This window comes from Nocardia sp. NPDC127526 (assembly GCF_042672265.1).
Taxonomy (GTDB): domain Bacteria; phylum Actinomycetota; class Actinomycetes; order Mycobacteriales; family Mycobacteriaceae; genus Nocardia.
Genome location: NZ_JBHXVO010000003.1, coordinates 560,250 through 581,036, shown reverse-complemented (window position 1 = coordinate 581,036; position 20,787 = coordinate 560,250). Strand labels below are relative to the sequence as shown.

20 protein-coding genes are annotated in these 20,787 nt (G+C 67.1%); 8 read left to right on the top strand and 12 right to left on the bottom strand.

From position 1 onward, the window contains the following. Positions 1-590: 590 nt before the first annotated feature. Positions 591-1,268, bottom strand: a complete 678-nt coding sequence (locus tag ACFVIV_RS08815; protein ID WP_379194190.1) for a hypothetical protein — start codon at positions 1,266-1,268, stop codon at positions 591-593. Between the two features lie 317 nt (positions 1,269-1,585). On the opposite strand from ACFVIV_RS08815, the gene ACFVIV_RS08810 reads away from it, so the two are divergent. Next, the gene (locus ACFVIV_RS08810) at positions 1,586-1,972 is read left to right on the top strand and encodes a hypothetical protein (RefSeq protein WP_379194189.1); all 387 of its coding nucleotides are present in this window, start codon (positions 1,586-1,588) and stop codon (positions 1,970-1,972) included. Positions 1,973-2,268: 296 nt separating this feature from the next. Here ACFVIV_RS08810 and ACFVIV_RS08805 read toward each other — a convergent pair whose 3' ends face one another. After that, positions 2,269-2,646, bottom strand: a complete 378-nt coding sequence (locus tag ACFVIV_RS08805) for a nuclear transport factor 2 family protein (RefSeq protein WP_379194188.1) — start codon at positions 2,644-2,646, stop codon at positions 2,269-2,271. Positions 2,647-2,732: 86 nt separating this feature from the next. Next, entirely contained in the window at positions 2,733-4,331 is a 1,599-nt protein-coding gene (locus ACFVIV_RS08800; RefSeq protein WP_379194187.1) for a succinic semialdehyde dehydrogenase, read from the bottom strand. 138 nt (positions 4,332-4,469) lie between these two features. Here ACFVIV_RS08800 and ACFVIV_RS08795 point away from each other — a divergent pair, with 138 nt between their 5' ends. Beyond that, a complete protein-coding gene (locus ACFVIV_RS08795; RefSeq protein WP_379194186.1) occupies positions 4,470-5,291 on the top strand; it encodes a crotonase/enoyl-CoA hydratase family protein in 822 nt (273 codons plus the stop codon). Between the two features lie 46 nt (positions 5,292-5,337). Here ACFVIV_RS08795 and ACFVIV_RS08790 read toward each other — a convergent pair whose 3' ends face one another. From ACFVIV_RS08790 to ACFVIV_RS08750, 9 genes are all read right to left on the bottom strand, one after another. Beyond that, a complete protein-coding gene (locus ACFVIV_RS08790) occupies positions 5,338-7,119 on the bottom strand; it encodes an ABC transporter ATP-binding protein (RefSeq protein ID WP_379194185.1) in 1,782 nt (593 codons plus the stop codon). 255 nt (positions 7,120-7,374) lie between these two features. Next, complete coding sequence (locus ACFVIV_RS08785) at positions 7,375-8,145, bottom strand: SDR family NAD(P)-dependent oxidoreductase (RefSeq protein ID WP_379194184.1); 771 nt, start codon at positions 8,143-8,145, stop codon at positions 7,375-7,377. Then, the gene (locus tag ACFVIV_RS08780; RefSeq protein ID WP_379194183.1) at positions 8,142-8,852 is read right to left on the bottom strand and encodes an acetoacetate decarboxylase family protein; all 711 of its coding nucleotides are present in this window, start codon (positions 8,850-8,852) and stop codon (positions 8,142-8,144) included. Before ACFVIV_RS08780 ends, ACFVIV_RS08785 begins: the two co-directional genes overlap by 4 nt. Before the next feature lie 96 nt (positions 8,853-8,948). Further along, positions 8,949-10,553 (bottom strand): acyl-CoA synthetase, encoded by a 1,605-nt coding sequence (locus tag ACFVIV_RS08775; protein ID WP_379194182.1) that lies wholly within the window; start codon positions 10,551-10,553, stop codon positions 8,949-8,951. Between the two features lie 15 nt (positions 10,554-10,568). Beyond that, entirely contained in the window at positions 10,569-11,819 is a 1,251-nt protein-coding gene (locus tag ACFVIV_RS08770) for a hypothetical protein (RefSeq protein ID WP_379194181.1), read from the bottom strand. Beyond that, positions 11,813-12,361: a nuclear transport factor 2 family protein gene (locus ACFVIV_RS08765; RefSeq protein WP_379194180.1), complete on the bottom strand. Its 549-nt coding sequence runs from the start codon at positions 12,359-12,361 to the stop codon at positions 11,813-11,815. The genes ACFVIV_RS08770 and ACFVIV_RS08765 overlap by 7 nt, the downstream gene beginning before the upstream one ends. A gap of 11 nt (positions 12,362-12,372) precedes the next feature. Further along, positions 12,373-12,564 carry a ferredoxin gene (locus tag ACFVIV_RS08760; RefSeq protein ID WP_379194179.1) on the bottom strand — a complete coding sequence of 64 codons (192 nt, stop codon included), beginning with the start codon at positions 12,562-12,564 and terminating at the stop codon, positions 12,373-12,375. After that, entirely contained in the window at positions 12,564-13,358 is a 795-nt protein-coding gene (locus ACFVIV_RS08755; protein ID WP_379194178.1) for an SDR family oxidoreductase, read from the bottom strand. Before ACFVIV_RS08755 ends, ACFVIV_RS08760 begins: the two co-directional genes overlap by 1 nt. Next, on the bottom strand, positions 13,358-14,563 hold the full coding sequence (locus ACFVIV_RS08750; protein WP_379194177.1) for a cytochrome P450: 1,206 nt from the start codon (positions 14,561-14,563) through the stop codon (positions 13,358-13,360). Before ACFVIV_RS08750 ends, ACFVIV_RS08755 begins: the two co-directional genes overlap by 1 nt. Positions 14,564-14,807: 244 nt before the next feature. On the opposite strand from ACFVIV_RS08750, the gene ACFVIV_RS08745 reads away from it, so the two are divergent. The 6 genes from ACFVIV_RS08745 to ACFVIV_RS08720 are packed head-to-tail and all read left to right on the top strand — an operon-like array spanning position 14,808 to position 20,679. Then, positions 14,808-16,277, top strand: coding sequence for an aldehyde dehydrogenase (locus ACFVIV_RS08745; RefSeq protein WP_379194176.1), 1,470 nt, complete (start codon positions 14,808-14,810; stop codon positions 16,275-16,277). Between the two features lie 13 nt (positions 16,278-16,290). After that, positions 16,291-17,043 carry an SDR family oxidoreductase gene (locus ACFVIV_RS08740; RefSeq protein ID WP_379194175.1) on the top strand — a complete coding sequence of 251 codons (753 nt, stop codon included), beginning with the start codon at positions 16,291-16,293 and terminating at the stop codon, positions 17,041-17,043. Continuing rightward, positions 17,040-17,924: an NAD(P)-dependent oxidoreductase gene (locus tag ACFVIV_RS08735; RefSeq protein WP_379194174.1), complete on the top strand. Its 885-nt coding sequence runs from the start codon at positions 17,040-17,042 to the stop codon at positions 17,922-17,924. The genes ACFVIV_RS08740 and ACFVIV_RS08735 overlap by 4 nt, the downstream gene beginning before the upstream one ends. Next, a complete protein-coding gene (locus tag ACFVIV_RS08730; RefSeq protein WP_379194173.1) occupies positions 17,921-18,289 on the top strand; it encodes a carboxymuconolactone decarboxylase family protein in 369 nt (122 codons plus the stop codon). The genes ACFVIV_RS08735 and ACFVIV_RS08730 overlap by 4 nt, the downstream gene beginning before the upstream one ends. 44 nt (positions 18,290-18,333) lie before the next feature. Then, on the top strand, positions 18,334-19,806 hold the full coding sequence (locus ACFVIV_RS08725) for an FAD-dependent oxidoreductase (protein WP_379194172.1): 1,473 nt from the start codon (positions 18,334-18,336) through the stop codon (positions 19,804-19,806). A gap of 15 nt (positions 19,807-19,821) precedes the next feature. After that, positions 19,822-20,679, top strand: a complete 858-nt coding sequence (locus ACFVIV_RS08720) for an LLM class F420-dependent oxidoreductase (RefSeq protein WP_379194171.1) — start codon at positions 19,822-19,824, stop codon at positions 20,677-20,679. Positions 20,680-20,787: the final 108 nt, after the last annotated feature.

Sequence of the window (20,787 nt, the reverse complement as noted above, 5' to 3'; positions counted from 1 at the left end):
CCTGAGCTGCGCCTTCGGCGCAGGGCTCTTGTCTCTCGTGGTCCTGTTTCCCTCCCGCTTCGCTGAAGGGAATCAGGACCACGAGAGACAAGAGCCAAGTTTGGGTACAGAGGGCATGGGCAGGAGCGACTGCGATTGGGAGAGTGAGAGATTCAAGGAAAGACCACAAAGGGAGGGACCGCAAAGGGGCCAGTTGAGTGCGGATGTTGCGTTGGCATGTGCGTTGCGTTGGGAGCAGACCACAACGGGGAGGGTGGCGAGCGAGCGTCACGATGCGAGGGGGCGCGGACCGAGAACGACCACAACGAAGGGATCACCTCTTAGGCGGGGAAGGCGGACTTACCGCTTATGCAGGGAACGGTGCACCTCTTATGCGGTGAGTCGATGAGTTGATCTACCCGCGTAAGCGGGGATCTCGCTCACCTCTTATGCGGGGGTTTCTGTCCAGTTTTCTGGACACCGGCGGTGGGACAGCCCAGTTCCCCTCTTACGAGGCCAACGAACTCACAGCTTAGGAGGGAAGAACTCCATCAAGATAGACCACAACGGAGGGATCTCCCCGGCGGCCTGAGTTCGCTTGCGCAGCTGCACTATTGAGTGAACGGCTGCTGGCACAGGCCGCACAGTATCGGCCCGGCGGCAACGATCTTCTTGTGCGCGCGGATCCGGCGCGGCGGCTCGCACCGGCAGATGAGCGGGCTGCCGTTGCGATCGGCCGCCTTCGGACTCGGCACCGCGCCGTCGCTGTCCTCGGCATCCTCGGCAGACGTGTCGGGATTCTCGGCGGCCGGTTCGGGCAGGCGGTGAGCGACGATCGCCTTGGCCAGGATGCCGATCTCGCGCCGGTATTCGCCCGCGGTGGCGTCCGGCAGCATGGTCACCGACCAGCCCGTGCGGGGAGCCCGCTCGGCAGCCAGGCCGATCTCCTCGGCGATCTGCTTGAACTTGCCGTTGTGATACCGGCCGCCGTCGCTGACCGCGGGCACCTCACGGGTGACAGCGATCCCGTGAGCCGCCTCATGCAGCAGCGTCGCGAGCACCTCATGGGCGCCGCCGGCCAAACCTTCTGCGCCGAGGAACAACTCCGGCATCGCGGCCCCGCCACGGCTCCACAGGTCCGGGCCGAAGTGCCCGAGCCGGACCGCCCGCCCGCGCCCCGTCGAACCCGACGCGATCGCCACCACCGCCTCGGGAACGTCCGGGTGTCGCTGGCGGATACCGTCCCAGACCCGATCGATTGCGGTTGCCAATGGTCCACCGATGAACATGGGAATCCCTCGAATTCACTGCGTAAGAGGTGACCGAGAACCGGTCGCAGGAGATACCCGATTCTACCGAACTCACCTCTTACGCGGTGAAAAGAAGCGGTGCAGCACAACAACATTCATGACAGGGGCTCCAATGACCGATACGCCGACCGATCCAGATCCCGTCGTAGCCGACGCTGTTGTCGATGCACGCTGGAAAGATCACCATCGCCGCCCGGACGAACATGGGGGCCGATGGGGTGGAGATCGCAAATCGGAGCATGAATGCCCCTGTTGTACAACATATTTCGTCAAATAAGCATTGATGGAGAATCGCTATGAAGCACCTTATCCGCGGGTTTGCATACACGGCCATGATCTCGCTGGCATTGGTTAGCGCGTCCGCCGGCCCGGCTTCGGCTGGTGACGATGACGCCAAGCTCGCGGAGCAGATGGCACTGCACGTCTACGGCCAGACCCTTGAAGAACTTGCAAATGATGACGGCATCTCCGTTGAGCGAGAGATCGGAAAGCTTGCCGGAGAAGCGGAAGCTACATGCAAGTTTCTGCGGATGACCGTGCCGGTCGCGTCGACAACCGCTGCGCTTCGGGAATCGGATATGGCCAAAGAGCAGTACTTCTTGTATCTCGTTTCCGCGCAGTTCAAGTGCGGCGAGTACTACGGCCCGGTCCTGAAATACGGTGTTGAGCAGAAGTGGTCCTGAGACGTGTGACGCCGTAGAGGCCATCGCATAGTGCGCTGCATCAACCGGGCCTGGTCCGCAGAGCGTCCGCAGCAGAGCCATCCGCCGCATGTACGACCCAACATCACCAACGCCGATTTCCCCAGGCAACGGCCACACCCCAACGCCGCCCATAATCGCCAGTAACGGACAAACCGGACCGTTTGATGGTTCGGGACGAAGAGGTCGCAGGTTCAAATCCTGTCACCCCGACTGTGTGGTTGAGACACAACTCGGCCCCCGGCTCTTTCGAGAGCCGGGGGTTTTGTGTTTCCGGATCAGGCCGGAATCGGAGTCTGCTGATACAAGGCCAGTGACCAGCGGTTGTTCGTGCGAACGTAGACGCTGGACATGAGGGCCCGGAACGGCGGCTCGTGGTCCGCGCGGTGGGCGGTGGCGGTGTAGACGAGGATCGCGGTGTTGGGGCCGGCGTGGACCAGCTTCTGGTCGGTGATCTCGTAGGTGAGCCAGGGTGGGGCTTCGCGCAGGGAGGCGGTGACGGTGGCGCGGTTCATGACGGTGCCATTGGCCAGGATCATGAGGGCGTCGTCGGTCATGAGGGCGGCGTAGAAGTCGGCTCCGGTGTTGTCGCACAACGAGTCCCAGCCGGCGTGTTCGAGTTCGAGCAGTTCCTTCAGCAGGGTGGATTCGCTCATACCCTTTCGGATATACCCGGATCGGCGGGGCTAAACGTGCGCGACGGCCCCGACCGGGATCGATCGGGGCCGTCGCAGCGGGGACTTCAGCCCAGGTGCAGGCGCTTCATCAGGCGCAGGGTTACCAGGGTGGACTTCAGTTGCTTTTCGTAGGGCATGTTGGAGCGGGCGGCCATGATTTGTTTTTTCTGGACGCCGATGTTGATGGTGTCGGTGTATTTGAGGAGGCCGGCGGCGCCGTGGCGGGTGCCTACGCCGGATTGTTTGATGCCGCCGGAGGGGGTTCCCTTGGCGGCGTAGGTGGTTACGAAGCCGTCGTTGATGTTGACGCTGCCGGCTTCGATCTTGGCGGCTATGCGGGCGGCGCGGTCGAGGTTTCCGGACCAGACGCTGGCATTGAGGCCGTAGGTGGTGGCGTTGGCCAGGCGGATGGCCTCTTCCTCGGTGGCGAATTTGTAGATGGTGACCACGGGGCCGAAGGTTTCCATGGTGGCGTGGGCCATGTCGGGGGTGACGTCGGTCAGGACGGTGGGCTCGTAGAAGGCGGGGCCGAGGTCGGGGCGGGGCTTGCCGCCGGTCAGGACCTTGGCGCCCTTGTCGCGGGCCTCGTCCACGTGGGCGGCGACGCGCTGCATGTGATCCACCGAGACCAGCGAGCCGAACTCCGGGTCGAAGGTGTAGGAGGCGCCGGCCTTGGCGCCCAATTCCGCTGCGGCGGCGACGAATCGGCGGACGAACTCGTCGTAGAGGCGGTCCTGCACGTAGATGCGCTCGATGTGCATGCAGGCTTGGCCGGTATTGCCGTAGACGGCGAAGGTGGCCGACGGGATGGCCTCGTCGAGATTGGCGTCGTCCAGGACGACCATGGGGTTCTTGCCGCCGAGTTCCAGGGAACAGCCGATGAGGTTGCGGCCGGCCTGTTCGCCGATCACCCGGCCGGTGGCGGTGGAACCGGTGAACATGACGAAGTCGACGCTGTCGATGAGCGTCGGGCCCACATCCGGGCCGCCGCCGCAGACGACCTGGATCAGGCCGCGCGGCAGACCTGCCTTGTGCAGCAGTTCGATGCCGTAGAGGGTGCACAGCGCGGTCTTGTTGTCCGGCTTCATGACAACGCCATTGCCCGCGATGAGGGCCGGCGTGGAGTCGGACATGGAGATGGCGAACGGGAAGTTCCAGGGGGCGATGACCGCGACCACGCCCTTGGGCCGATGCTCCTCGGTGGAGGTGGTGATGACCGGCATGGGGCCGCTGCGCTTCTTGGGCTTGAGCGTCTTCTTGGCCGTCTTGAGGTAGTGGGCGATCACCATGGGGGTGTCGCAGGCTTCCTCGATGGCCATGCGCCGGGTCTTGCCGCAGCCGATCTGAATGAGATCGGCAATGGTCTCGATCTCGGAGAGAATCAGCTCGTGCGCGCGCTCGAACACCGCGAGCCGCTGCTCGAGCGGGCGGCTCGCCCACTCCTTCTGCGCGGCGCGCGAGGTGGCAACCGCGGCCCGCACATCTTCCGGGGAGGATTGCGGCAACTGCCCGACGATATCGCCGGTATAGACCTCGATCATGTCGTACGGTTCGCGGGTCTCGCCCGCCTGGCCGGCGGCCACCATGGCGGTGAGCCGGTTGACGAGGGATTCCGTGATGCGCGGGGGCAGCTTCGCCCGCGAGCCGCTCTGCGTTGTGCTCATGGTGCTCTCTCCATTACTTGCCGCCCGTGACGGCGGTCACCATGATCCAAACTAGAACACGTTATTGTTCAGTACAACGGCGCGGGGTAGTTTCATCCCGGAATCGACGGTTTGATCCTGCGGAAAGAAAGGTCGGCGATGACCACAGCCACTGCTGAAACAAGTAGCAACACCGAGCCGCACGCGCTGGTGGAGAAGCGGGGCGGGACGCTCATCGTCACCATGAACCGGCCGAACGCCAAGAACGCGCTCACCGGCGAGATGCTGGCGATCATGACCGAGGCGTGGGAGCGGGTGGACAGCGATCCGGAGATCCGGAGCTGCGTTCTCACCGGGGCCGGCGGGGCGTTCTGCGCGGGCGCGGATCTGAAGAATATGGCCAAGTCCAATCCGGGCGACAATATGACCAGCGGGAGTTCGTTCGATCCGACGCGGATGCCGGGGCTGCTCAAGGGATATCGGCTGTCCAAGCCGCTCATCGCGGCCGTGGAAGGTCCCGCCATCGCGGGCGGGACCGAGATCCTCCAGGGCACCGATATTCGCATCGCGGGAGAGAGCGCCAAATTCGGTGTGTCCGAGGCGAAGTGGAGCCTGTTCCCGATGGGCGGGTCGGCGGTGCGGTTGCCGCGGCAGATTCCGTACACCGTGGCGGCGGAGCTGCTGCTCACCGGGCGGCACATCACCGCGGCGGAGGCGTTGAAGTTCGGGCTCATCGGGCATGTGGTGCCGGATGGGAGCGCGCTCGACAAGGCTCTCGAAATCGCCGAGTTGATCAACAACAACGGACCGCTTGCGGTGCAGGCGATCCTCAAGGTCATGCGCGATACCGAAGGCATGCACGAAGAGGAAGCTTTCAAGATCGACGCGAAGGTGGGTCTGCCGGTCTTCCGCAGCGAGGACGCGAAGGAGGGCCCGCGCGCCTTCGCCGAGAAGCGGAAGCCGAACTTCCAGGGCAAGTAGAACTTTCGGGGAGTCGACTGCCGCACTCACAGCAGCCGACTCCCCGTCAGCGGGCGACTACTTCTTCGCCGAGGAATCCACCCGATTGGTGCCGCCACAGTTGCGCGTATGTTCCTTCCGCGCGTAGCAGTTGCTCGTGGGTGCCTTGCTCGACGATTCGCCCGTGGTCGAGTACCACCAGTCGGTCCATGCCGGCTACGGTGCTCAGCCGGTGCGCGACCACCAGCGCCGTACGCCCTTCCATCAGCTCCCAGAGTGCTTGCTGGACAAGCAGTTCGCTCTCGGAGTCGAGGGCGCTGGTGGCCTCGTCCAGGAGCAGGATGGGGGCGTCGCGCAGGATGGCGCGGGCCAGGGCCACGCGCTGGCGCTGGCCGCCGGAGAGTTTCACGCCGCGCTCGCCGATGAGGGTGTCCATGCCCTGGGGCAGGTCTTCGGCGAATTCGGTGACGTGGGCGGCCTTGGCGGCGCGCAGGATTTCCTCGTCGGTGGCGTCGGGGCGGGCGAAGCGGATGTTCTCGCGCAGGGTGCGGTGGAACATGGCCGGATCCTGTGGCACGTAGGCGATCAGGCTGCGGAGATCGGCCTGCCGCAACCGGGCGATGTCCTGGCCGCCGATGCGGATGGCGCCGGATTGGATGTCCATCAACCGCAGCAGTAGCTGGGTGATGGTGGTCTTGCCGCCGCCGGAACGCCCGACCAGGCCGACCTTGGCGCCGCTGGGCACATCCAGGTTCAGGCCGTCGAACAGTTGGCGCGCGCCCGCGTGGGTGAAGTCCACCTGTTCGAATCGCACACCGAACCCTGTGGGCTGCAAGGGTTCCGGATCCGGCACGTCCAGCACCGTGGGCTTGTCGGCCAGCAGTTCGGTGAACTGCGCGGCCTCGGTGAGCACGCTCTCCAGCCGCCGGTAGATCTGGTTGAACCGGAACATGATGCCGGTGGCGTTGAAGTAGTAGGTGAAGGCCACCACGATGGCTTCCACCCCGAGCTTCCCGTCGGCGAGCCCCAGCGCGATCAGCAGGCCGATCACATTGGTGAGCACCACGATCGGCGCCACCAGCGTGTCGATGCGCAGGTTGGCGTAATCCCAGGAGCGCAGGGCCTTTCGCCGCGACCAGGCGACCCGGCGCTGATGTTCGGCGGCCTCCTGCGGTTCGGCCGCGAAGGCGCGCACCACCTGCATATTGGCCAGGCTGTCGGCCACATGCCCGGACACCCGCGCAATGGCGGCCTCGCGGTCGTCCACCAGCTTCTGGCGGCGCTGGATCAGCGGCATGATGACCAGCGCGGTCACCACGATCATCCCCAGCAGGACCACGACCAGCATGGGGTCGTAGCGCCACAGCACCACCGAGGCGAATACCAGCGGCACCAGGGCCGCCAGGATCTCGAAGGCGAGGGTGTCCACGAACTGCTCGAAGCGGGACGCGAAGCTGAGCGAGCGCTTCGTCAGCGAACCGGCGAAGTTATTGTGGAAGAACGCCGCGTCCTTGGCGAGCAGCTCGTCCATGGCGCGCACGTACAACGCCTCGATACCGTAGGCGTCGACCCGGTTCAGGCAGTGTATTCCGATGCGCCACAACACCTCCGCGAGCAGCAGCGCGCCGGCGAAGGCGAGAATGTAGGGCGCCAGCGCCCCGAAGCTCGCATCCCCGGTGACCGCGACCCGGCCGACCATCATGGCGACCAGCAGGGGCGCCACGTACAAGTTGCAGATATTGCCGAGTGCCGGCGCGAATAGCGCCGGAATCGCTATGGCCTTGCGGGAGGCCATCTCCCGGCCGTAATAACGCAGCACCAGCTTGACCGCCGTTGCGCGTGAACTCATGCTTCCCCTCTCGACTCGAAATGACGAGCGATGCAGGTGAGCTATGGTCTCGCGTCCGGGCGGTCGCAGGCCAGCGAATATTCGCTGAGCGCTAGCTGGACCCAACTCTCGGGACTCCCAGGGGTTGACACCCCTGGAACCCAGAATCCGAGAGGAGCGGGCGGGTGAGCAGCGCTGGGCGATCGCAGAGCCCCGATCGCCCAGCGCCGGTTGCGGATGCCGATCGGAGCACGTGCCGGCATCCGCACGACGGAGCTAGTCCGTCGGCTTGACCATGCGGGCCAGTATCCGGCGCGCCAGGCCGGGTGCGAATCGCCGCATGTAGTACTGGGGTTTGGCCGGGCCGGGGAAGACGAACAGCGGGTTCTTGGGCTTGGCGAGCGCCTTTTCCAGGGCGTCGACCACCGACTCCGGGGTGACGCCGTCGGCGCCGCCGAGGACGGATTCGTTCTCCTTGCGGACCGCGTCCAGGAACGGCGTCTCCACCATGGGCGGGCACAGCGCGAGCAGGCGCACGCCCGAGCCGGCCAGTTCGTAGGAGAGGCTGTCGACGAATCCGATGACCGCGAACTTCGAGGCCGAGTATCCGGCCATGCCCGGCGACGGCAGCCAGCCCGCCACCGAGGCGAACAGCACCACGGTGCCCGCGCCGGCCTGCTGCATGGCGGGTATGACGGCCTGGCACAGGTTGACGGTGCCGATGTAGTTGACGTCGATCATCTTCTTGATCTGCGCCACATTGTGATCCAGCGCGTGAGCGTGCACGTGGCACATGCCCGCCGCGTGCACCAGCCGGTCGATGGCGCCAAGTTCGGCGCGCACCTTCTCCACGACCGCGAAGACCTGCTCGGTATCGGAGACGTCGCAGGTGTAGGTGTGCATGTTCGGCGACCGCTGGGCGGTCTCGGCCAGCCCGTCCGGATTCAGATCGACGGCGGCCACCCGCCAGCCCGCCGCGGCCAGCCGCTGCGCGACTATGCGGCCCATGCCGCTGGCCGCGCCGGTTACGAGTGCTGTCTGGGTCATCGTCCCTCCCGGGTCTGCAACACCGTGGTGGCGTCGTCGAAAGTCATGCGGAGCGCGCCGATTCCGCTGGAGAAGAGCGCCGTCCGGGGCAGGCCGAGCGAGCGAAGTTGTTCGGCGACAGGGTGATCGCCGAGTTCGACCCGCGCCCCGCCGGGCCGCCCCCGCACCCGCGCCGGATTCATCACCCACGGCGTGCGGCGCAGCAGGCCGTCGCGATAGGTGTAGGCGTCGATGGACGCCCCGCCGGCCCCGCCGGGCATGGGCAGGCCGTCGGCGATGCGCAAGGCGACCACGAGCTGCCCGTCCACCCGCACCGCACAGCGCTTGCCGCCCCGCACCGGCGTGATGTCGATATCGGCCATCAACTTGGGAAACCCCCAAATCGATTGCCCGGCTTCACAGGTGAAGCTCTGATTCACCGGCAGCCAGTGAATGTAGGCCCCGGTGCTCCCTTTCCGCCCCGGCTGCCGGGCCATGAGCGAGAAGGCGAATTCGTGGTACGGCCCGAGGTCCCCGTCGACATAGCGCACGAAGGCCAGCGACACCACGGCCCGCCCGAATACGGTGACGGGCTCGAGCCCGGTCGCCGCGAGTATCCCCCGCGCGGCGGCGACATCGGCCGCGAACAAGGCCGAGCACGCGTCCGCCTGCCGGATCCGCACCGGCATTCGCACGTGTTCACCTTGGATGGTATGCGCCTCCGCCATGCTCGAATTAGAACAGGTTCCTGTGGCATCCGCCACAGGTTCTGCCGGGTTATCCCGATGAACGGGCTCGGGGATGGGCTTCGATTCCATAACCGGTTATTGCGCTTCGTGATCGGCCGGGTGGGCGGCGGCGTACGCCTTCGCCCAGCGGTAGTCGGGTTTGCCGCTCGGAGTGCGGCCCACCGTGCCGGTCACCCAGATGCGGCGCGGCACCTTGTATCCGGCGAGGTGGGCGCGCACGTGACGTTCGAGGTCGGGGATGTCCAGCTCGCCGGCGGCGGAGACGATGGCGGCCACCTGGTGTCCCCAGCGTTCGTGCGGTACGCCGATGACGACGGCGTCGTAGACGCCGGGGTGGGCCTTGACGATGGCTTCGACCTCTTCGGGGAAGACCTTTTCGCCGCCGGTGTTGATGACCATGTTGCCGCGGCCGATGAGGGTGACCGAACCGTCCGCTTCGACTCGGGCGCGATCGTCGGTGATGACCATGCGGACGCCCTCCACGGTGCGGAAGAGTTTGCCGGTCTTGGCGGGATCCTTGTAGTAGCCGATGGGTACATTGCCGGTTTTGGCGACCCAGCCTTCGCCGCCGGGAGGCACGGGGTGCCCGGCGTCGTCGACGACTGTCGCGCCACGGCTGACATTGACGCGCGGGCCGCGGGCCGGGTCATCGTCCTTCTGCGCGAATCCTATTCCGCCGAAACCGGTTTCGGAGGAGCCGATGGATTCGGTGATCAGGGTGGACGGGAACAGCTCCAGTAGCTCGTTTTTCACGGGCTGGGTCAGCTGGGCGGCTCCGGACCCGATGGACCACAGGGAGGACGTGTCCACGGGCGTGGCGCGATAGGCGTCGATGAGGGGGCGGGCAATGGCGTCGCCGGTGATGACGAGGATGTTGGCTTGTTCGGCCGCCAGCACTTGCCAGACTCGGGCCGGATCGAAGCGGGGTTCGAAGATGACCGTATTGCCCGACCACAGGGCGGTGAAGGTCGGCATCATGGCGGCGGCGTGGATGAGGGGCGGCAGGACGAACCAGCGCATGGGCTGGCCTTGTGATCCGTTGCGGGACTGCTGGTATTCGTCGGCGACCGGTTCACCGGTGTAGAAGTCGATGCCGCCGCCGAGGACTCGCCACATGTCCTCCTGCCGCCACATGACGCCCTTGGGGAGGCCGGTAGTGCCGCCGGTGTACATGATGAACAGGTCATCGGAACTACGCTCACCGAAATCGCGCTCTGGAGAACCGCTTTCGAGCGCTCGCTCGTACGCCACCGAGCCGGAGGGCACACCGTCCCCGCCCTGATCGTCCTCGACCACCAGCGCATGCCGCAGCGTGGGCAGTTGCGGCCGCACTTCTTCGATGAGGGGTGCGTAACAGCGGTGGTGGATCACCATTTCCAGGTCGGCGTTGTCGTAGACGTAGCGCAGTTCCTCGGCCCGATACCGATAGTTGATATTGATCGGTACCGCGCGAATCTTGAAGCAGCCCAGCAACGTTTCGAGGGTCTCGATGCTGTTGTGCATATGGAATCCGATATGGGCGCCCGGCTTCGCCCCGGCCGCGGCGAGGTGGTGCGCCAACTGGTTGGCGCGACGGTCCAGTTCGGCGAAGGTGAGCCGCCGCCCGGCCTGTACCACCGCGGTCCGCTCGGGTACGGCGTCGGCTGCGTGTTCGAAGAGGTCGGCGAAGTTGCGGGCCATGACTGCTCCTGATTTCTAAAGGACAGTGAGTGGCAGGGGTGCGCCTCGATCGGTGAAGGTGAAGGCGGCACCGGAGCTGAAGCGGGTGATGGCGACCTCGGCAGCTTCCGGGAAAGGCGCGGCCGCGGAGCCGATTTCGATGGTCAATGCGTCCGCGTCGGCGGCTCGGACGCGCACCTCGAAGCGCGGATTCACCCCGCGCACCAGTGCGTTCAGCGGATCGAGATGCTCGGCGTCCAGCAGGGCGGCCCAGCCACCGTCGGCGACCGCCCCGCAGTCGCGGGCCAGCCGCAGTTCCACGACCCGATCCCGGTCGCGCACTTCGTTCGAAACCTCGGCGTGCACATAGGCCGCCGGATTCAACGCCGGGTGCAACCGCAGCACCTTGGCCAGCGCTGCCGCGTCGTCGCCGAGTCCGAGCGCGGTGCGAATCCGTTCCGAGGTGAGCCCGGCGATGCCCGCGAACTGCTTCCGAACGATATCCGCCGCCACCCCGGCTTCCACCCGCGCGCCGACCCCGGCGCAAAAGCCGAGGGTCAGCAGATGATGTTGCAGGGCAATCTCATCCGCGATCCGAACGAGCGCCGACCGCGAGAAGTCGCCCCACGGCACATCGCTGAGCAGCGGTCCCGCATAGTCCGCCAGCCCCGGGTCGCCGGGATCGATCGCACCGAGTTCCACACGCGCCGCGTGCGTGTCCGCGAGCGCCGACTCCGGATTCGGGACCGGCTCGGCCGCAGGGTCGATGGTCACCGTCCATGCGCACACCGGTGTCCGATCCGCCGGCACCCGCGGCGGCCGGTGCACCGGCCGCACCCGCGCCCGCGGATTCGTCGCCAGCGCGGTCGCGTCGAAGGTCGGATCCTCGATGTGATGGCACATGGCCACCACGTACTCCTCCCCCATCGGCTCCACATCCGCCAGCGCGCCGCAGTGATCGAGGTGGAATTCCCCGTGATCGTGGTCGTGCACCCGGAACCGGAAGTCCATGAACTGCGGTGGCGCGCCGATATCGAATTGGAAGCACTTGAAGATGGCGTCCACGCCATCGCCGCTGATTCCCAGCGCTTTTCGCAGCCGCCGCGTGTACACCGGACTGGCGAGCCGCCATTCCTGCACCGCGATCTCGGTCATGCCCTCGCGCCCGAAGGCGCCGATGGCGTGCGCCATGCCGGACCGGTCGATGAGGTGCCCGCACAGCAGCAGTTCCGGCACCAGCACCGCCAGCTCGGACCGCGACAGGGTTTCGTAGCGACTGCTCACCACAGCGGGACCGGCCCCTCCCCCACCCGATACCAGCCGGGCAGCCGCTCGCCAGTCATGGACCGCTCGATCCGCTTCTGCATGCCGGGCGAGAGCGCGTTGTCCGACATCATCTCCACGAAAAGCGCTGTCACATTGCCGAAGTCGAAGAAGTCGCGCTGCCAGCTCCACTGCCCGTCGCCGCCGTAGCGGAACCAGCTGCCGCCGATGCCCTCCGGGCTGTAGGGCCGTCCGTCCGGCCGCTGCTTCTCATTGACCTGTTTCCAGAATCCGATGACGCTGCCGCTGCGCTCGTCGACCACGAATTCCTGGTACGGATAGGTCCAGCCCTCCAGCCCGAACATCTCCTGATCGAGCGCGAGGTCGCGGATCTCGTCGCGGCCGACGGCCATGAATTCCTGTGCGGGCCCGTAGTTCCAGCCGTAGGTGGCGTCCTCGGTGTAGAAGTCGGCGAGGGGTTTCCAGTCGCCGAGCGCCTCGCAGCGCTTGTTCTCCTCGATCCAGCGGGCGATCATATCGTCGAGTTCGGAGCGTTCCCAGCCCATGGCGGCCTCTTTCAATCGTCGCGCAGGGACAGCGCCTGCGTCGGGCAGTAGCGGACGGCGAGCCGCGCCGCCTCCAGATCGGTTCCGGGATCGGCGCGCAGGATTCGCACCTGTCCCTGTTTGGGCACCTCGAACAGCTCGGGGGCCTCGTCCTGGCAGACGGCGTGGCCCTGGCACAGGTCGAGATCGACGACCAGCCGCATTATTTGCCTCCCGAATCCTGTTCGCGCAGCGGCGCTTCCGGCTGCACCTCGACCAGTACGAGATGCGCGCCGCGCGGTGTGCACACCACGGCCGTCACGGCCGCGGCGATATCGGAGGCCCGCAGGAAGTACTGGTGCCGGGCGAACCCCCACTTCACCCAGTCCTCCAGCAGCGGCCCCACCACCTCCGGCGTGGCCGTCATCCCCATTCCGGTCTGGGTGGGGCCGGGCCGCACGATCGAGGCGCGCACGCCGGTGCCCTCCAGTTCCATGCGCAATTGCCGCGCGAAAGCCTCGACGCCGCTCTTGGCCGCGTTGTACGCCCCGACGCCGGGCCGGGCATGGTCGGCGCAGTCCGAGCCGATGACGACGAAATCGCCGCGCTGCCGCTCGACCATGCCGGGCACGAGTCGATGCGCGAGCCGTTGCGCGCCGACCAGGTGGACGAGGATCTGCGCCTGGAAGACCTCGGGATCCATGGTCCAGCCGTGTGAGAATTCCAGATCGCCCGCACCGGAGACGACGATTTCCAGTGGCCCGAGCGCCTTTTCGGCAGCCGTGACGAACTCGTCCACCGATGCGCCGTCACCGACGTCGAGCCGGTGCGCGAAGGCCTCGCCCCCGTCGGCGCGGATCTTCTCGGCGAGGGTCTCGCAGACTTCGACACGGCGCGCGCCCAGCGCGACCGGATGCCCGAGTTCGGCGAGAGCGACGGCGGTGGCGGCCCCGATCCCGGAGGACGCGCCCGCGATGAGCGCCGGTCGCCGCCGCGGGTGTGGCGCGAAACGAGGCATTACCGCACCTCCACGGTGACCGGGAGCTTCGCGAAACCGCGGACGTTGACCGAATGCACCCGCTCGGCCCCGGATTCCGCGACCTCGTACCCACGCACCCGGGTCGCGAACTCCCGCAACACGATTGCCGATTCCAGCCGCGCCAGGTGCGCGCCCAGGCAGAAGTGCACGCCCCGCCCGAAGCTGATCAATCCGCCCTTGTCCGGCCGTTCGATGTCGTATCGATCCGGATCGTGGAAGACGGCGTCGTCGCGGTTCGCGGATCCGATCAGCAGCAGGACCTTCGACCCCTCCGGAATTGTCCGCCCGTAGTACTCCAGATCCACGGCGGCCGTCCGCGCCAGGATCTGCGTGGACGCGTCGTAGCGCAGCGTCTCGTCCACCCAGTCCTCGACCAGTTCCGGATGCGCCACGACCTTGGCGTACTGGTCCGGATTGCGTCCGGCCCAATACAGCGCGTTCCCCAGCAGTTTCGTGGTCGTCTCGTTCCCCGCGACCACCATGAGGAACATGAACCCGATGATCTCGTTCTCGGTGAGCCGGTCCCCGTCGATCTCGGCCCCCACCAGCGCGGAGGTGAGATCCGCGGTTGGCCGCTTGCGCCGCTGCGCCACCATCTCGGCGTAATAGCCGATCAGGTGCAGCGAAGCCTCCATGGCCGCGACGGGCACATCGAGCACGCCCTCCTCGCGATGCACCAGAATGTCGGCGAGCCTGCGCAATTCGGCCCGATCCGCCTCGGGCACCCCGAGCAGTTCGGACACCACGTCCATCGGCAGCTTGCCCGCCACCTCGTCGATCCAGTCGAAACCGCCTGCCGCCAGGGCGGGTTCGAGGTGCCGTAGCGTGATCTCCCGGATCCGCTCGCTCATCTCGTTCACCCGCCGCGGTGTGAACCCCTGATACACCAGCTTGCGCAGGCGCAGGTGCGCCGGATCGTCCATGGCCAGGAACGACATGGTGCGATGCGCGTGCGGCCCCCACGCGGCCGGATCCAGCGAGACCCCATTGGCGCTGGACAGCCGCAGGTCGTCACGGAATCCGGCGGTCACGTCGGCATGCCGCGACAAGGCCCAGAAGTCCAGTTCCGGATTGTGGTACAGCGGCTGTTCGGTGCGCAGCCGCTGGTAGACCGGGTACGGGTCCTCGTGGATGCGGTAGTCGTAGGGGTCGAAGAGCAGCGGCTCGAGGGAGGCTGCGGTCATCGTCTCTGCACCTCGTATTCGATAACGCGTTCAGCGGCGGCGCGGAACGCCCGGCGGCTACGGGGACACGTAGCTGGACACGTGTCTGTACGGTACTAGCGCGGCAGGTGCCTGACAATGGAATCCCGAATTTGACCGGATCGGGCGATCGCCGAAAACCGCCATTTCTGAAACATGTTCTTGCGCGTCCGGAAGGGCCGAACCTATAGTCCGTACACGTGTCCGGACAGCATGGGAGCTACCGATGAGCTCGAGCAGTCTCGTTCCCGACGGCAACTCCGCGCTGCTGATCGGCGGCAAACTCGTGCCCGGCCGGGGCGGGGTGTTTCCCACGGTCAACCCGGCCGACGGCACCGTTCTCGGCCATGCGGCCAAGGCCGACGCCACCGATATGGATGCCGCCATCGCCGCCGCGCGCACGGCCTTCGACGCCACCGGGTGGAGCCGCGATCACGGCTTCCGGGCGCGCTGTCTGCGGCAATTGCGCGATGCGCTGCGGAACAATATCGAGGCGCTGCGCGAGATCACCATCGCCGAGGCCGGCGCGCCCCGCATGCTCACCAGCGGTCCGCAGCTGGAAGGACCGGTCAACGATCTCGGCTACTTCGCGGATCTGGCCGAGAACTACAGCTGGGAAACCGATCTCGGCATTGCCGCGCCCATGGGCATCAAGAGCAGCCGGCGGCTGCGGCGCGAACCCATCGGCGTGGTCGGGGCCATCACCCCCTGGAACTTCCCGCATCAGATCAATTTCGCCAAGCTGGGCCCGGCGCTGGCGGCGGGCACCACGGTGGTGCTCAAGCCCGCACCCGATACGCCCTGGTGCGCGGCGGTCGTGGGCCGGATCATCGCCGAGGAGACCGATATTCCGGCGGGCGTGGTCAATATCGTCACCGGCGACGACCATGCGCTCGGCGCACAGCTGGTCACCGATCCGCGGGTGGACATGATCACCTTCACCGGGTCCACCCGGACCGGCCGGGCCGTCATGGCCGCTGCGGCAGCGTCTTTGAAGAAGGTCTTCCTCGAACTGGGCGGCAAGTCGGCGTTCATCGTGCTCGACGACGCGGATCTGACCGCGGCGGTCAGCTACGCGTCCTTCGGCGTCTGCGTGCACGCGGGTCAGGGCTGCGCGATCAACACCAGGCTGCTGGTGCCGCGGGAGCGCCACGACGAAGCCGTCGAAATCGCCGCCCGCACGCTGGGCAATATCAAGCCGGGCGACCCGAACAAGAGCGGGACCGTCTGCGGCCCATTGATTTCCGATCGTCAGCGCGAACGCGTCGAACACTATCTCGAGCTCGCGCGCGCGGCGGGCGGCACCATCGTCACCGGCGGTGCGCGGCCCGAGCGGGACGGCTATTTTCTCGAGCCGACTCTCATTGCCGGCCTGCCGAATTCGGCGATTCCGGCCCAGGAGGAGATCTTCGGCCCGGTGCTGGTCATCATCCCGCACGACGGCGACGCCGATGCCGTCCGCCTCGCCAACGACTCCCCCTACGGCCTGTCCGGCTCGGTGTGGGGCGCCGATCCGAACCGCGTCCGCACCGTCGTGGAGGGCGTGCGCACCGGGACCCTCAGCGTGAACGGCGGCATCTGGTACTCGGCCGACGCCCCGTTCGGCGGATACAAGCAGTCCGGCATCGGACGGGAGATGGGCGTCGCCGGATTCGAGGAATACACCGAGACCAAGCTCATCGCGACCGGCGTCTGAAGGAGTGCAGGACATGGCCCGATTCACCGATAAGTCCGTGATAGTCACCGGAGCCGCCCAGGGCATCGGGGCGGTGTACGCGCAGGCCCTGGCCGCGGAGGGCGCGCGGGTCGTGGTGGCCGATATCGACGGCGAGCGCGGCGCGGAGGTCGCCAAGCAGATCACCGCGGACGGCGGCACGGCCGTATTCCACACCGCGGACGTCGCCGACCCCGAATCCGGCGCGGCCGTCGCGGAATTCACGGTGAAAGAGTTCGGCGGCATCGACCATCTGGTCAACAATGCCGCCATCTACGGCTCCATGAAGCTCGATCTGCTGCTCACCGTGCCCTGGGACTACTACAAGACGTTCATGGGCGTGAATCTCGACGGCGCGCTGAATATGACCCGCGCGGTCTGGCAGCACATGTCGGCCGGGGGCGGCGGCTCCATCGTGAACCAGTCCTCCAATGCCGCCTGGCTGTACTCCGGGTTCTACGGTGTGGCCAAGGCCGGAATCAACAGCCTCACCCAGCAATTGGCGCACGAGCTGGGCGGATCGAATATCCGCGTCAATGCCATCGCGCCGGGACCCACCGATACCGAGGCCACCCGCACCAAGGTGCCCGGCAGCATTGTCGATCTCATGGTGCAGCAGATGGCCATCAAACGGCTCGGGACGCCGGAGGACCTGGTGGGCGCGTGCCTGTATCTGCTCTCCGACGACGCCAAGTGGGTGACGGGGCAGGTGCTCACCGTCGACGGCGGGCAAGTGTTCCGGCCATGAGCGAAACCCGCGAAATCACAGTCGGTTTCATCGGCCTGGGCAATATGGGCGCCCCCATGGCCCGGCGCCTGCTCGACTGGCCCGGCGGGCTGGTGGTGTGCGATATGCGAGCCGAAGCCGTGCGGCCTTTCACCGAAGATGGTGCGGCACACGCCGACTCGGCCGCCGAAGTCGCGGAGCGCTGCGGCGTGGTGTCGGTGGTCGTGCTCGACGACGCCCAGGTGCGCGCGGTCGTCTCGGGTCCGAACGGACTCTTGACCACCGCCAAGCCCGGCACGGTCATCGCGGTCCACTCCACCATCGCCGATGACACGGCGGTCCAGCTGGCCGCCGAATGCGCCGACTCCGGAGTGGAATTCGTGGACGCCCCCATCAGCGGCGGCGCTCCGGCCGCCCAGCACGGCGCGCTCGCGGTCATGGTCGGCGGCAGCGAGACGGCCTTCGCCACCGTGCGAGAACCGTTCTCCCGCTTCGGCTCCCTGATCGTGCACGCCGGACCGGTCGGCGCGGGCACGCGCATGAAGCTGGCCCGCAACCTCATGCACTTCGTCGCCTTCACCGCGGCCTCGGAGGCGCAGCGCCTGGCCGAATCGGCGGGCCTGGACATCACCGAGCTCGGCAAGGTGGTCCGGCATTCCGATTCGCACACCGGCGGTCCCGGCTCGATCATGCTGCGCGACACCACCGCGCCGGTGGCCGCGGACGACTTCTGGTTCCCCATCCTCAGCCACGTCCGCAATCTCGGCGAGAAGGACCTGTCCCTGGCCCTCGACCTGGGACGGCGGCTGGGCGTGGAACTTCCGCTGGCGCAACAGTCCCTGCACAACCTGGGCGACGGCCTCGGCGTCGGCCCCGGCGATATCGCGAAGGAACAGTCATGACAGACGAGCGCAGGCAACGCGGTTTGAAGAAGATGACCGAGGTGTACGGCTGGGAGTTCCAGGACGGCCCGGGCGCGCACTTCGCGGTCACCGCCGATCATCTCTTCGCCGAGATCTGGTCCCGCCCCGGCCTTTCCATTCGCGACCGTCGCCTGCTGCTGCTCGGCGCGCTCACCGCACAGGGCCTGTTCGACATTGCCGAGATCCAGATCGGCGCGGCGCTGCGCAACGAGGAGCTCGACGAGGAGCAGCTGCGCGAGATCGCGCTGTTCCTCTGCCATTACGCGGGCTGGCCCGCGGGCACCAAGCTCGACGGCGTCATCGGCAAGGTCATTGCCCAGGACAAGAAGTCACGCAAGCAATAGGTTTTCCGCAGTATTCCCGTACACCAGTTAGGAATTCAGTAACCATGGCCGAAACCGCAACCGTGCGACCGCTCCGGTCCAGTGAGGTGAGCACCTGGGACCTCCAGGCCGATGTGGTGGTCGTCGGCTTCGGCGTCGCCGGGGCCTGCGCCGCCATCGAGGCCGCCCGCGCGGGCGCCGACACCCTGGTCCTGGAGCGCACCGGCGGCTGGGGCGGCGCGGCCGCGATGTCCGGCGGGTTCATCTATCTGGGCGGCGGCACCGCGCTGCAAAAGAAGCTCGGCTTCGAGGACACCCCCGAGAACATGGAGAAGTTCCTGACCGCGGCCCTCGGCCCGGGGGTGGACAAGGCCAAGATCCACGACTACTGCCAGGGCAGCGTCGAGCACTTCGACTGGCTGGTGGCGCAGGGCGTTCCGTTCAAGGAGGAGTTCTGGGGCGAGCCCGGTTACGAGCCGCCCGCCGATCAGGGCCTGATGTACTCCGGCGGCGAGAACGCCGCCCCGTTCAACGCCATTGCCGATCCCGCCCCGCGCGGGCATCTGGCCTGGACCAAGGACAAGAAGCTGGGCGAGAAGGGCGGGGGCTACATGCTCATGGAACCGCTCGCCCAGACCGCCGAAAAGCTCGGCGTGCGGCACGAATACGACATCCGGCTGCGGCGGCTCATCGTCGACGACGCCGGCCGCGTGGTCGGCGTCGCCGCCACCCGCTACGGCAAGCCGGTGCACGTGCGCGCCGAGCGCGGCGTGGTGCTGGCCACGGGCAGCTTCGCCTACCAGCACGAGATGGTGGAACGGTTCGCGCCCAAGATCCACGGCCGCCCCGCCGCCACCGTGGAGGAGCACGACGGCATCGGCATCCGGGTCGCCCAGGCGCTCGGCGCGGACCTGGCGCACATGGACGCCACCGAGGTCGCGCTGGTGGCCGATCCGCAGGTGGTGGTGCGCGGCATTCTGGTGAACGGGCGCGGGCAGCGCTTCATCACCGAGGACACCTATCCGGGCCGCATGGGCCAGGCGGTGCTGCAGGATCAGGACAACCAGGCGTACCTGATCATCGACGAGACCGCGCTGGAGGAGGCGTTCGAAACGCAGTCCTCCATGTCCTTCCTGCGCATCGCGCCGACCTGGGTGGCCGAGACGGTGGCGGAACTGGAGAGCGAGATGGGGCTGCCGGAGCACACCCTGCAGGCCACCCTCGAGCTGTACAACCATCACGCCGCCAAGGGCGAGGATCCCTTCCTGCACAAGAAGACCGAATGGGTGAAGCCCATCGGCGCCCCGCTGGGCGCCTACGACCTGCGCGGCTACACCGGCGGATTCACCCTCGGCGGGCTGCGCACCGATCTGGATTCGCGGGTGCTGCACGTGGACGGGGAGCCGATTCCCGGACTGTATGCGGCGGGCCGGGTCACCTCGGGCATCTGCACCGGCGGCTACGCCAGCGGCTGTTCGCTGGGTGACGGCAGCTTCTACGGCCGGCGTGCGGGCGTGTCCGCAGCCAAGGGCAACTGAGAGGGGTTGCAGCGCATGCGTTTCGGCATCGTCCTGTTCACCAGCGACCGGGGCATTACGCCCGCGGTCGCCGCGAAGGCCGCCGAGGAGCGGGGATTTCACTCGTTCTTCGTGCCCGAGCACACGCATATCCCGGTGAAACGGGAAGCGGCGCACCCGGGTACAGGTTCGGCCGAACTGCCCGACGACCGGTACACCCGCACGCTGGATCCGTGGGTGTCGCTGGGCACGGCGGCGGCGGTGACCTCGCGCATCGAGCTGTCGACGGCGGTGGCGCTGCCGACCGAGAGTGATCCGATCACCCTCGCGAAGACCATCGCGACCCTGGACCACCTCTCCGGCGGCCGGGTCACCGTGGGCGCCGGATTCGGCTGGAACACCGATGAACTCGCCGATCACGGCGTGCCCGGCAACAAGCGGCGCACCGTGCTGCGCGAGTACATGGAGGCCATGCGGGCGCTGTGGACGCAGGAGGAGGCGAGCTACTCCGGTGAGTTCGTGTCCTTCGGCCCCAGCTGGGCGTGGCCGAAACCGGTGCAATCGCATGTCCCGCTGCTGATCGGCGCGGGCGGCACCGAGAAGACTTTCACGTGGATCGCCCGCTCGGCCGACGGCTGGATCACCACGCCGCAGGAATCCGATGTGTCGGCCTCCACGGCGCTGCTGCTGAAATGCTGGCAGGACGCCGGGCGCGACGGCGCGCCGCGGGTGGTCGCCCTGGACTTCAAACCGGATCCGGATCGCCTTGCCCGCTGGGCGGAGGCAGGGGTCACCGATGTGCTGTACGGACTTCCGGACAAGCCCGAGGCCGACGTACTCGCCTATCTGGATCGTCTGACGGGGAAGCTGATATCGCTGGGTCTCACCGCCTGAATCGCACAGACAACCGTCCCCTCCCCCGTCATTCCGGCGTGCTTTCGGCCGGAATCCACACCCGTCATGACCGCATGGATCCCGGCCAAATGCACGCCGGGATGACGA

Bases quoted from the DNA above. Each gene is read 5' to 3' on its own strand.
- ACFVIV_RS08760 (WP_379194179.1), bottom strand. From the start codon at position 12,564: ATGCGGCTGGTCGTCGATCTCGACCTGTGCCAGGGCCACGCCGTCTGC.
- ACFVIV_RS08795 (WP_379194186.1), top strand. From the start codon at position 4,470: ATGACCACAGCCACTGCTGAAACAAGTAGCAACACCGAGCCGCACGCG.
- ACFVIV_RS08780 (WP_379194183.1), bottom strand. From the start codon at position 8,852: ATGGCGGAGGCGCATACCATCCAAGGTGAACACGTGCGAATGCCGGTG.
- ACFVIV_RS08750 (WP_379194177.1), bottom strand. From the start codon at position 14,563: ATGACCGCAGCCTCCCTCGAGCCGCTGCTCTTCGACCCCTACGACTAC.
- ACFVIV_RS08805 (WP_379194188.1), bottom strand. From the start codon at position 2,646: ATGAGCGAATCCACCCTGCTGAAGGAACTGCTCGAACTCGAACACGCC.
- ACFVIV_RS08790 (WP_379194185.1), bottom strand. From the start codon at position 7,119: ATGAGTTCACGCGCAACGGCGGTCAAGCTGGTGCTGCGTTATTACGGC.
- ACFVIV_RS08745 (WP_379194176.1), top strand. From the start codon at position 14,808: ATGAGCTCGAGCAGTCTCGTTCCCGACGGCAACTCCGCGCTGCTGATC.
- ACFVIV_RS08730 (WP_379194173.1), top strand. From the start codon at position 17,921: ATGACAGACGAGCGCAGGCAACGCGGTTTGAAGAAGATGACCGAGGTG.
- ACFVIV_RS08755 (WP_379194178.1), bottom strand. From the start codon at position 13,358: ATGCCTCGTTTCGCGCCACACCCGCGGCGGCGACCGGCGCTCATCGCG.
- ACFVIV_RS08725 (WP_379194172.1), top strand. From the start codon at position 18,334: ATGGCCGAAACCGCAACCGTGCGACCGCTCCGGTCCAGTGAGGTGAGC.
- ACFVIV_RS08810 (WP_379194189.1), top strand. From the start codon at position 1,586: ATGAAGCACCTTATCCGCGGGTTTGCATACACGGCCATGATCTCGCTG.
- ACFVIV_RS08765 (WP_379194180.1), bottom strand. From the start codon at position 12,361: ATGGGCTGGGAACGCTCCGAACTCGACGATATGATCGCCCGCTGGATC.
- ACFVIV_RS08785 (WP_379194184.1), bottom strand. From the start codon at position 8,145: ATGACCCAGACAGCACTCGTAACCGGCGCGGCCAGCGGCATGGGCCGC.
- ACFVIV_RS08775 (WP_379194182.1), bottom strand. From the start codon at position 10,553: ATGGCCCGCAACTTCGCCGACCTCTTCGAACACGCAGCCGACGCCGTA.
- ACFVIV_RS08800 (WP_379194187.1), bottom strand. From the start codon at position 4,331: ATGAGCACAACGCAGAGCGGCTCGCGGGCGAAGCTGCCCCCGCGCATC.
- ACFVIV_RS08720 (WP_379194171.1), top strand. From the start codon at position 19,822: ATGCGTTTCGGCATCGTCCTGTTCACCAGCGACCGGGGCATTACGCCC.
- ACFVIV_RS08735 (WP_379194174.1), top strand. From the start codon at position 17,040: ATGAGCGAAACCCGCGAAATCACAGTCGGTTTCATCGGCCTGGGCAAT.
- ACFVIV_RS08815 (WP_379194190.1), bottom strand. From the start codon at position 1,268: ATGTTCATCGGTGGACCATTGGCAACCGCAATCGATCGGGTCTGGGAC.
- ACFVIV_RS08740 (WP_379194175.1), top strand. From the start codon at position 16,291: ATGGCCCGATTCACCGATAAGTCCGTGATAGTCACCGGAGCCGCCCAG.